Raw genomic sequence first — 11303 nt, 5'->3', positions numbered from 1 at the left:
GCCGGATGAGAATCCACGATCGAGTAGTACTGGTCACCGGCGGCGCGTCCGGCCTCGGTCTTGCCACTACGCAATATCTCGCCGCGGCGGGCGCGCGCGTCGTCCTCGTCGACCTTCCGCAGTCCACCGGAGGAACCGTCGCGGAATCATCTGGCGGCCGGATTCGCTTCGAGCCGGCGGATGTGACCGATACCGAGACGCTCGGGGCGGCGTTCGAGACGGCCACGAATCTGGGACCACTGCGCGCGGTCGTCCACGCGGCGGGGATCAGCCTCCCGACCCCGGTATCCGGCGAACGACCGCAGGAGGCACTCGAGCAGTTTCGGCGAATCGTCGAGGTGAACCTCACCGGCTGCTTCAACGTCGTACAGCACGCGGCACGGGCGATGGCGGCATCCGAACCGTTGGACGGCGACCGCGGCGTGGTGATCACCACGGCCTCCATCGCCGCATTCGACGGTGTCAACGTCGCCTATTCCGCATCCAAGGGCGGGGTTGCCGCACTGACTCTGCCCGCGGCCCGGCAACTCGCGGCCGCAAGCATCAGGGTCGTGAGCATCGCGCCCGGATTGTTCGATACGCCGATGCTGAACGGACAGCGGGAATCCGTCGGCGAACAACTGATCGATGCTGTCCAGCACCCACGTCGGCTGGGCGACCCTCGGGAATTCGCCGCACTCGTCGGGCACATCATCGAGAACCCCATGCTGAACGGAGAGGTCATCCGGCTCGACGGTGCCTTACGCGTTACCCCCTGAACGCAACGCGGCAGCCTGCACCATGGCGATGCGCATCGGCAGTTCGCCGGTGGATGTCCCGGTCATGCTCGGACATCGATCAGATCGGACACGCGGGCGGGTAGCAGCCGGACTCCCTGGCCTTCTTCACCCATTTCCTCGACGTCATCTCGTGCACACCGTTATTGCGTGCCCCTGGGCCGCCGACCCTCGTCCAGAACGAATGCTACCGCCTGGGCCTTGTACTCTTCGGTGAAACTACGCCGCGTCCACCTGTGAACTCCCGTACTACCGGGCGACTTCCAGCCCCGCGTCCACGGAACCGGGAACGGTCCAATACGCTGTCCATTAACGAAGAGTTGACCCGTGTGCTCGTTGCCGGGAAAGCCGGCGGATGGTGTGCAGCCGATGAGCGAGAAAGATCCGTTCCGGACAGTCCGTGACGTGTCCATGCCGGTTACCGAGGAACTGAGCACGGCCGGGTTCGAAGATGCCGAGGAGATCGGACGCGGCGGTTTCGGCGTGGTATACCGCTGCACCCAGCCCGAGCTCGACCGGACCGTGGCGGTGAAGATCCTCACCACCGAACTGGACACCGAGAACCGCGAGCGGTTCTTCCGGGAGCAGCAGGCGATGGGCCGGCTGACCGGGCACCCGAACATCGTCACGATGCTGCAGGCGGGTACCACCGCGGGCGGGCGCCCGTTCCTGGTGATGCCGTATCACCCGTTGGATTCTCTCGATGTGCGGATCCGCGGGCAGGAACCGTTGCCGGTGGAGACGGTGTTGTGGATCGGGGTGAAGATCGCCGGGGCGCTGGAGAGCGCGCATCGGCTCGGCATCCTGCACCGGGACGTGAAACCGGGCAACATTCTGCTCACCGATTACGGCGAGCCCGCGCTGACCGACTTCGGCATCGCCCGGATCCCCGGGGGGTTCCAGACGACCGCGGGCACCGTCACCGGGTCTCCGGCGTTCACCGCCCCGGAGGTGCTCGAGGGCCAGGCCCCTACCGCGGCCGCGGATGTCTACGGGTTGGGTGCCACCCTGTTCTGCGCGCTGACCGGGCACGCGGCGTTCGAACGGCGCAGCGGAGAGAACGTGGTGACCCAGTTCCTGCGGATCACCACCCAGCCGATGCCGGACCTGCGTGAGCACGGTATCGCCGAGGACGTGTCCGCGATGGTCGCGACCGCGATGAGCCGCGACCCCGGCGAGCGGCCGTCGGCGGCGGCGCTGGGGGAGGCGATCCGGCGGGCGCAGCGCCACCGTGGGTTCATCGTCGACGAAATGGCCCTACACGCCGAACCGGTCCGTGTGACCGGGGACCGCAAGCCCGCCACGCCGGGGTGGCGCCCCCCGACCGCGCCGGCGGCGGCCAGGGGCGGCGCTCTGCCGCTGGAGTTGACCAGTTTCGTCGGCCGCCGCACCGAGCTGACGGAGGTGAAGAATTTGCTGTCCTCGGCGCGGCTGGTGACGCTGACCGGGATCGGCGGGGTCGGTAAGACCCGGCTGGCGCTGCGGGCCGCGGCGACGGTGCGCCGGGAGTTCGCCGACGGGGTATGGCTGATCGAGCTGGCCGACGTGTCCGACCCGTCGCTGCTGGTCGACGTGGTGGCGGCCACCCTCGGCCTGCGCGACGATGCGGGGCGGCCGTTGCCGGAGGTGGTGGTCGAGTTCCTGTCGACGCGGGCGTCGCTGCTGGTGTTGGACAACTGCGAGCAGCTGGTCGCGGCGGTCGCCGAGCTGGTAGAAACCTGGCTGCGGGCCTGCTCGAACCTGCGGATCGTGGCCACCAGCCGCGAACCGCTGGACATCATCGGCGAGACGGTACTGCGGGTGCCGCCGCTGACGGTGCCGGACCCGGAGCCGTCACTGCGGGGACTGCTCAAATACGACGCGGTGACGTTATTCGCCGACCGCGCGACCGCGGTGGTGCCGAATTTCGAGCTGACCGAGGACAACCGGGCCACGGTGGCCCGGATCTGTGCCCGGCTGGACGGGTTGCCGCTGGCGATCGAGCTGGCCGCGGCGCGGATGCGCATGATGTCGCCCGAGCAGATCCTGCAGCGACTGGACGATCGGTATGCGCTGCTGACCCGCGCCAGCCGCACCGCGCCGACCCGGCAGCAAACCCTGCGATGGTGTGTCGACTGGAGCTACGGGCTATGCAGCCCCGCCGAGCAGCGGCTGTGGGCCCGGTTGTCGGTGTTCGCCGGTGGCTTCGAACTCGACGCCGCCGAACAGGTGTGCGGCGAAGATCTGGCCCCGGACGATCCACTCGATGTGCTGTCCTCGCTGGTGGACAAGTCGATCCTCATCCGCGACGAGTCGGATGGCGTGGTGCGGTTCCGGATGCTGGAGACAGTCCACGACTACGGACGGCAAAAGCTGCGGGAGCTCGGCGAAGACGCGGATCTGCGGCAGCGGCACCGCGACTGGTACCAGCGGCTGGCGCTGGACGCGGAGGCCGGGTTCGTCAGCGACCGCCAGCTCTACTGGAACGCCAGGCTCCAACGCGAACAGCCCAACCTGCGCGACGCGCTCGAACACAGCCTCGCCGAGCACACCGAGGAGGTCGCCGAAGCCGGACTACGGACCGCCGCCGCACTGTGGATGTTCTGGATGTTCCGGGGTCTGCAGGGCGAAGGCCGGCGCTGGATCGACCGGGTCCTCAACCACTCCGCCCGGCAATCCGTACCCGACCGGGTCAAAGCGTTCCAGGCGGGCAGCGTCATGGCGACGCAGCAGGGCGATTTCCAGGCGGCGGCCGCCCTCCTGGAGCAGGGGCACGTCCTCGCTGAACAGGCTCCCACCCCGATGACCCGGGCGCTGATCGCCTTCGCCGACGGCGTCTTGGGGCTCTACCGCGGTGAGCTCGCACGCGCGTCCTCCTCTCTCGAACGCGCCGTCGACGTGTTCGGCTCGAATAGGCAAGGAATCCTTTACGTTGTTGCCTTGACCGAGCTCGGTTGGGTGCACGAACTGGCGGATGACACTCAACAAGCGATCGAGTGTCACCGGCAGGTGCTTTCTGTCACCGAGGCGTGCGGCGAATCGCTGTTCCGGTCGACCGCGCTTTGGAGCATGGCCGTTGCCCTCTGGCAGCAACGTGAGCGGTCGCGGGCAATAGAGCTGCTCGAAAAGGCACTGCAAGTCAACCGGCCGATGCGCAGCCCGATTCTCACCGCCATGGGTCTCGAGGCGCTGGCCTGGATCGCGTGCGCCGACGGTGACGCCGAACGCGCGGTCGTGCTGATGGGAGCCGCGCAGGAACTGGACCGGTCCATGGGTAACGTCGCGCGCACCGTCCCGGTAACGCCGCGGGATCACGACGAATGTGTCCGGCTGGCGCGATCCGCCCTCGGGGCCCGCGAGTTCGATGCGGCCCTCCGGCACGGCCGAGAGATGGGGATGGACCAAGCCGTAGCCTACGCACTCGGCGAGCAACCCACCGACACCACGCTCACCTCGGGTCCGCACGTGCCTCTGACCAAGCGTGAGCGGCAAGTCGCCGACCTGATCGCCCAAGGTCTCACCAACAAGCAGATCGCCGCGAAACTGGTGATCTCCCCACGCACCGTCAATGGGCACGTGGCGCACATCCTCACCAAACTCGGATTCACCTCCCGCGCACAGATCGCAGCCTGGACCGCGGAAGACGCCGAACGACAAATCCATTGACCATACCGACCGGCCGCCCACCGTCTCGGCGCGAAAACTGTTGCTGCCTACGTCAACACGCCCTGTTCGGGAGTCGAAACTCCGCCATGCCTTCTCTCCTGGCACTGCCATTACGTTCAGGGACTCCGCGTCGCTACGGGTCCGCGCCGACACCACTGGCAGATATAGTCTAATAGTCGACTATTCTTGATCAGATGGAATTGGCGATCTGATCGGAGCTGAAATGTCCGCCCGGAACCTCCCGGCATGATTCGCCGACGACGAGAACAGGACGGTTCGATCCTGGTTCTGGAAATCGACTCCCCCGAGTCACGCAATGCGCTGACCCTCGGCATGCTGGAGTGAACCGCCCCGGGTTTGGTGCTCACCTCGCGAGGATGCAGATAGGTCCTGATGGTCGGGCCATGAGCCGGTCATCGGTGAGCCTGCATACACCCCATGTGCTCGCGGCCATCCTCGCAGCCCACCACCGTGACGGTGCGGAGGTGGATTGGTGAACGACCAGTCAGCACTCGCCGCCGCCCGCCTGCTTCTCGACCAACTGGCATACGTCCCGAACAACTATTCGACACCACACCTGAAACCGGCTCAGCGTTTTCCGATGAACAGGTCGACGCCGCATCAACGCTCGCCGCGAATCCGGCTGTTCGACCTTCGCCGCGTACGTGGCGTTGGTATAGGCGGCGGCGCATGCGGGTTCGTTGCGGAACTATGGGCCGTATCGGCGCCGGCTGGTCGAAACATGGGGCAGCCGTGCACGTCGAGCCGTTACCGGTGGGGTTTGCCGCCTTCTCCGCCGGACAGCTAAGCTCTGCTTCTCCGTGACTGAGCGGGGATCGAAAACTGTTCTGTTCAGCCTCGGGGGACATCGTGCACGACCAGTGGTTCACGCATACCGATCAGACAGCGATGTCTGCGTCCATGCAGCAGTCACAGCACGCGATGTCAACACAACCGCCACCATCGGTAGAGCCTCCGCAGCCGGGGCGGGCGAAGCGATTCATCGGCCACCACCGGCTCGCTCTCGCGGCGGTCGCCTTCACCATGGGCGTCCTGCTCGCCGCTGCCACCGTTCTCGTCGCCGCCCGACTGAACCACTCCACCGATATCGCGCTGGCCGTGAATGACTGCGTCGCAATCGAATCCGATCATCCGGTCGAATACGCCTGCACCGACGATCGAGTCGAGTACCGGATCGCGGCACGCGAGGACATCGTGTGGCCGGTGGCATCCGCCTGCATGAAATTCCAGGACACCACCCAGGCGGTGCCCGAACCCGCCGCTGCGGGCGAACAGCCCGAGACAGCACTGTGCCTGGCTCCGACCAGGTTCAACGCCACCGATCCCGGCGCGCTGCAGGCCGGTGATTGCATAGACGTCAAAGGCGCGGGTGACTCGATAACCCGCATCCCATGCCAACCGAGTCCGCACGGCTCTCGGGTCGTCGCCACCGAACTGCACCGTCAGATCCCCGTCACCGATCAGGCGTGCCGCGCGCATCCATCGGCGCGTCAAGCATTCGCTCATCCCTCACTGGGCGGACGAACACTGGTGGTGTGCGCCGCGCCGACCGACCCGAAAAGCATCAACAGCGCGGTGGTCGGCGATTGCACCGACCGGAACCTGAGCAGACTGATCTCATGTGACAGTCCCGAGGCCACGCTACGGGCCCTCACGGTGAGAATGGTCTATGTGCGGCCCGAATCACCGAAGTGCCGTGAAGTCTTCGGCGCGAGCGCGTCCTCCATGACAGACAACGACAAGACCGATCTCATCTTCACGGCCTGTTTCGGACCGGCCGATCCGAACGCCGCACTGTATTCCGTAGTCGGCGACTGCCTCTCGGTCAGCGGCACCGGATCCGCCTCGCGCTCGCATCGGGTCGACTGCACCGATCCCGCAGCCACGCACGACGTGATCGAACGGCATGAATCCCCCGACAAAAACTGCCCGTCCGGGACGGAGTCGGTGATCACATGGGATGCCGGAGTAACAACCGGCGTAACGGTCTGCCTCGCACGTCGCTGAGTCCGACACGCGCGCCGCACCCGGCAGACGAGCACCTACACCCTGCCCGAGGACAAGTCCACTGAATCTGCTGAAGGCTGCTATGGAACGTCGGCTACCTCGGCGATGTCGTGTCCGGCTATGTGCCGACATGGGTGATTTCCTCACACCTGCGGAATGGAACCGGTACATACACGGCCCTGCCTGCCAACGCCAGGATGTGCCTGTTGACGCGGATCCCGCCCCAGCGCGGCAGTTCGGCGCGTACTACCGCGGCGAACGCGTCGAACCCCATCACCACGATCGCGGCCGGGCCGGTCGCCACAGCCATCGCTGCCCGCCCTACGATCGCGTCCAGCGGATCCGCTGTCACGGAAAGCGCTGCGGGCCACACGCATTCGGGTAGATCCCGCAGTCCTGCCGGTGCGAGCGGCGGCGGTGAGCAGTTGGGCCATCGGCCATCGTGTGTGTTCCCCGCTCGAAGGCGTGCCGGCCGCGCGATCTCACGGCCTGGTTGCTGACTATTTGCTGAGCGGAGGCTCTGGACTACGCTGGATGATGTCGTCTAGTTGTGGCCGGCCGGTACATGTTGCCCAGGCAAGACTGGATGCAGGGAGGTGTCGGATGAAAGCGATCGTGGTCATGGACCGGGCAGCTGGAACGGCGGGGATGACGCTGACGGAGCGGCCCGAGCCGGACGCGGCGGGGCTCGCCGGTCTCGAGCGCGCGAACTACGGCGATGTTGTCGTTGAAGTTCATGCGTCGGGATTCACCGGGAATGAACTGGAGTGGCCGTCGACCTGGATCGATCGCCTCGGTCGTGACCGGACGCCGTCGATCCCCGGACACGAGGTGGCTGGAGTGGTCACCGCTCTCGGCTATGGCACGACGGGGCTGTCGGTGGGACAGCGGGTATTCGGGCTTACGGACTGGACCCGCGACGGCACCCTGGCCGAGTATGTCGTCGTCGAGGCGCGCAACCTTGCGCCACTGCTGGGCGACGTCGACTTCACGGTGGGCGCGAGCGTCGCGATGACAGGCCTGACCGCGTGGCAAGGACTGCTGGATCATGGACGTCTTCAGGCGGGGCAGAGCGTCCTAGTGCACGGCGCGGCCGGCGCAGTCGGTTCGATGGCGACACAACTCGCACGTGAGGCCGGCGGCTACGTCATCGGTACCGGACGCGCTGCCCACCGCCAGACGGCGCTCGACTTCGGCGCGCAAGAGTTCGTCGACCTCGAGAACGACGCGATGGAAGATGTCGGCGGAGTCGATCTGGTGTTCGATGTCTTCGGCGCAGACATCGGAAGGCGGTCCGCGGGTCTGGTTCGAGCCGGAGGTACATTCGTGACTGTCGCAGGTCCGCCCGAGGCACGGCCGACCAACGCACTGGCGGTCGACTTCGTTGTCGTGTCCGATCGCGCCCAATTGGGTCAGATCGCGCGGCGGGTGCGGGACGGACGGCTGCGGACGCACATCGGCCAAGTCGCGACCCTCGACGATGCCGTCGCCGCCTTCAACCCGACCGAGCGGATCAATGGGAAGACGATCATCCGCGTTCGTCCGTGAGGGCTCGAGGACAGCGACGGTTTTCCCCGCTTGTGGATCACCCTGGGTTTTGCGGTCTTTCACACCCGACTCGGTCTCTCCTTCATTGACAGCCTTGGCGCAATCGATGAACTTGGCACTCGCCGATCACCTAACAACCTGCCCGCTCGTGCCGAGAAGATGCTCCAGCAGTTGCGCACGCTGCCCGAACTTGCCGCACTGCCTTCGACGACCAACTCGAAACACTCCGCTGCCCACTTCTGTTCGTCGAAACCGCGCACCAGCCAACCCAGCTTCTTCGTCTTTGCCGGGCTACGTGCCGCCGATATCCGCTCTCGCGTCTCCTCGTCACCGGCGCGGCAGAACGGCTGCTGAACTCGCCATTGCGAATGACCGTCGACACCATCCGCTATGGGGCAATTCGTGAACAGGAGGTCGAATCATGACCAGGGTGGCATTGGTGACCGGGTCCAGCAGCGGAATCGGTGCGGCGACCGCGCGCCTGCTGGCCGAACGCGGAATGCGCGTTGTGGTCGATTACCTGCACAGCGGCCAGGCAGCCAAGGATGTCGTGGCCGAAATCGAGGCCGCCGGCGGCCAGGCCATGGCCGTGCAGGCCGACGTGCGCGACGTGGCGGCGGTCGACCGCATGATCGAGCAGATCCGGGCGGCCTGGGGCGGCGGCGTCGACGTACTCGTGCACAACGCGCTCACCCCGTACGTGATCAAGCCGTTCCACGACATGACTTGGGAGGAGTTGGGCGGCAAGCTCGACGACGAGATGCGGGCGGCGTATGTGGTTACCAAGGCCGTGCTACCCACCATGACCGACCAGGGCTGGGGACGCGTCATCTATCTCGGCACGGGTCTGAGCCGCCGACCGCGGGCGGGCATGATCGCGCTGGGCACGGCCAAGGCGGCGCTGGCGCAGTTCGCCCGGTATCTCGCCCAGGAACTGGGCCCGGCGGGCATCACGGTCAACGTCGTCGAGCCAGGCCCGGTAGCCGAGACCAAGATGACGCACGGACTTGACGACGATCTGAAACAGCGGCAGGTGGCGGCCACCCCACTGGGCCGCCTGGCAACCCCGGCCGACGTCGCCCAGGCGGTGGCCTTCTACGCCAGCGCGGACAACAGGTTCATGACCGGCACCACCGCCGCGGTCAACGGCGGCATGGCGATGTACTGAGGGAAGGGCCGACTGTGCACACCATTGATCTGGCTTACGTTGGTCGGGGCCTGCACGAGGAGCTGGTGGCCCATATCGCCGACCGGGAGGGCTACTACGCGGACGAGGGGGTGCACGTCGCACTGCGCGACGGCATCGCCTGGGATGAGGAACGGCTGCGGCACGCTCGCGAAGACGACTCGATCATCGGCTATTTCGGTGGCCTGTCACAGCTACCGGACGGATTCGCCTGGCCCGGAGCCGATCACGGCCACGACGAGCAGGTCGCCACCATCGATCTCGCCACCCTGCCGAAACTCGATCTGAACCTCCCTGCCTCCGGCAGGATCTCGGTGTTCGGGGATACGAACGGCTGGGCCGGGGAGTGCCTGTTCCTCCCGGACGACGTGGTCCTGAACGAGAGACCCTTGCCACCGGACCTCGCGGAACGCGACCGCATCATCCGACGTGCCGACATGACCTACGCAGTGGTCGAGACCATCCCCCAGCCGCCCACGACTTCACCAAGGTCACTGTCCACTGGAAGTCTTACTGATCAGCTGAGCCTGCCGCCGAAGGGTCGACCTCGGCGTAGGCCCGAGTTCAGCAGGATCGGATGTCCCGCGCCGGCCGAATCGGTCAGCTTCCCGCGGGCAAGGAATACTTCGAACAGATGGCCGTCATCGCCGGTGACCGGTACTTCGGCGCGGACCGGCAGATGGTCGTCAGGTGGCTCGGAAAGTCACGCCACCCCGACGCCGTCACCATCGCGCTCACACAACTCGACGACCCGACCGTGCAGGGAGACGCCCTGGAAGCGCTGTCGAAACTGCGCGCACAAGGGGTTCGCGAACAGGTCGAGCCGTTTCAGACCTCGACGAACCCGTGGCACCGCCGGTGCGCGAAGCGGATCCTGCACTACGACGAAAGCTGAAGCCAGCGAACCGGTTTCACCACACCATATGCTGCGTGGTGTAACCCTCCAACGGCTCAGCCGCGAACCGCCCCGCCGCTGATCGTGTACGGCTCGAGCACACCGATCGCGGGCAAAGCGGACTGCGTGTTATCGCGGTATGAGGGGGCATTCGCCCGTGATGCATGTGGACGGGTGCCCATGGGCAGGACCGACTGGTGTCCAAGGTCGAATTGACGTGGAGCGTCTCGATTTTTGCCGCCGACACCTCGAATCGAGCAGGAAAATCCCTTCCCGACTTGGGCTCTCGAAGAAGGGGAGGATAAGCGGAGGGTGGCCGGTAAATCGCTGGGCCGGGTTGTCGCGCGGTAGTATACACCCATGAGCAGGAAAAGGGGGATCCGGTGAGCTTCCCATATGGTCAGCCCGGCTACCCGCATTATCGCTATCCGAAGTCTCCGAGCCGGTCTGTGGGCGTTACGGCGGGCATACTTGCTCTCGCCATGGGTACCCTCAACGCGCTCGAGAGCATTCCCGCCTGGCAAGGATTGTCGTTCAACAGCAGGGGGCCGGGCCTATGGGCAAAGCTTGGACTCGCGTTGAACACAACAGCAGCGATAGTGCTGATCTTGGGCGGAATTCTGCTGTTGTGCAGGCTAATCGCCGGTCGTGTGATGGTGATTTTCGGAGCAGCCATGATGGTGCCCGACCGTGCCGAAACCCTCGCGTGGTTTGTTCGTCACGATGTGATCGGTGCCGTCATCTTCGGTCTCGCAGTGCTTGTCGCGATTCTTATTCTGGTTCTTGCCGCGATGCCCGCGACAGGCCGCTGGATTCGAGGGAAAGACCAACCACCGGTCGCATCGACGTCGATGCAGGCATCCCCACAGTTCTCACATCCATCGATACATCCGGCACCGCCGCACAGCCCGCCCGCGTCGGCGTACACTCCGCCGCGGTACCCGCATCAGTGAGCTGCGCCGCGCCGTCATGGCACGTCACAGTGATGACCTGCCGATCATTCCCCGTCTTCTCGTGGGGGCATGATCGCGACCGCGATCCGGTTACCGATGGCGTAGGTGTGCTGTTCACGCCACCGGTCGGAGTCGAGGAAGAGGTCGAGCCGGGTGATGAGGGCATCGGATCCGGTTGCCGGATCCGCCTCGATGGTCGCAATGGGTAACAGGTAGGTCGGTGCGGTAGCCGGTTCGTCCGGCTTCCACCGGAACGCGACAATTACCGCTGC

10 protein-coding genes are annotated in these 11303 nt (G+C 65.9%); 8 read left to right on the top strand and 2 right to left on the bottom strand.

Going from position 1 to position 11303, the window contains the following annotated elements; all coding sequences use genetic code 11:
* Positions 1-5 precede the first annotated feature (5 nt).
* The 3 genes from ACT86A_RS25645 (at position 6) to ACT86A_RS25635 (ending at position 6449) form a co-directional block, all read left to right on the top strand.
* Positions 6-758 carry an SDR family NAD(P)-dependent oxidoreductase gene (locus ACT86A_RS25645; protein ID WP_445094782.1) on the top strand — a complete coding sequence of 251 codons (753 nt, stop codon included), beginning with the start codon at positions 6-8 and terminating at the stop codon, positions 756-758.
* 387 nt (positions 759-1145) lie between these two features.
* Entirely contained in the window at positions 1146-4421 is a 3276-nt protein-coding gene (locus ACT86A_RS25640; RefSeq protein ID WP_445094781.1) for a protein kinase domain-containing protein, read from the top strand.
* Positions 4422-5363: 942 nt separating this feature from the next.
* Complete coding sequence (locus ACT86A_RS25635; protein WP_445094780.1) at positions 5364-6449, top strand: LppU/SCO3897 family protein; 1086 nt, start codon at positions 5364-5366, stop codon at positions 6447-6449.
* Between the two features lie 118 nt (positions 6450-6567).
* On the opposite strand, the gene ACT86A_RS25630 is transcribed toward ACT86A_RS25635, so the two are convergent.
* Positions 6568-6759, bottom strand: coding sequence for a hypothetical protein (locus ACT86A_RS25630; RefSeq protein ID WP_445094779.1), 192 nt, complete (start codon positions 6757-6759; stop codon positions 6568-6570).
* A 293-nt stretch (positions 6760-7052) separates the two neighbouring features.
* On the opposite strand from ACT86A_RS25630, the gene ACT86A_RS25625 reads away from it, so the two are divergent.
* The 5 genes from ACT86A_RS25625 (at position 7053) to ACT86A_RS25605 (ending at position 11031) form a co-directional block, all read left to right on the top strand.
* Positions 7053-7997, top strand: coding sequence for an NADP-dependent oxidoreductase (locus ACT86A_RS25625; RefSeq protein ID WP_445094778.1), 945 nt, complete (start codon positions 7053-7055; stop codon positions 7995-7997).
* Positions 7998-8027: 30 nt separating this feature from the next.
* A complete protein-coding gene (locus ACT86A_RS25620; RefSeq protein WP_445094777.1) occupies positions 8028-8351 on the top strand; it encodes a hypothetical protein in 324 nt (107 codons plus the stop codon).
* 67 nt (positions 8352-8418) lie between these two features.
* Positions 8419-9165 (top strand): SDR family NAD(P)-dependent oxidoreductase, encoded by a 747-nt coding sequence (locus ACT86A_RS25615; RefSeq protein WP_445094776.1) that lies wholly within the window; start codon positions 8419-8421, stop codon positions 9163-9165.
* Between the two features lie 595 nt (positions 9166-9760).
* Positions 9761-10078 carry a HEAT repeat domain-containing protein gene (locus tag ACT86A_RS25610; protein WP_445094775.1) on the top strand — a complete coding sequence of 106 codons (318 nt, stop codon included), beginning with the start codon at positions 9761-9763 and terminating at the stop codon, positions 10076-10078.
* A 482-nt stretch (positions 10079-10560) separates the two neighbouring features.
* Positions 10561-11031: a hypothetical protein gene (locus ACT86A_RS25605; protein WP_445094774.1), complete on the top strand. Its 471-nt coding sequence runs from the start codon at positions 10561-10563 to the stop codon at positions 11029-11031.
* A gap of 44 nt (positions 11032-11075) precedes the next feature.
* Here ACT86A_RS25605 and ACT86A_RS25600 read toward each other — a convergent pair.
* Positions 11076-11303, bottom strand: a 228-nt coding sequence (locus ACT86A_RS25600; protein WP_445094773.1) for a hypothetical protein, incomplete at its 5' end; no start/stop codon positions are given.

This window comes from Nocardia glycosmidis, assembly GCF_052545115.1.
This window is presented reverse-complemented; position numbering and strand designations above follow the sequence as displayed.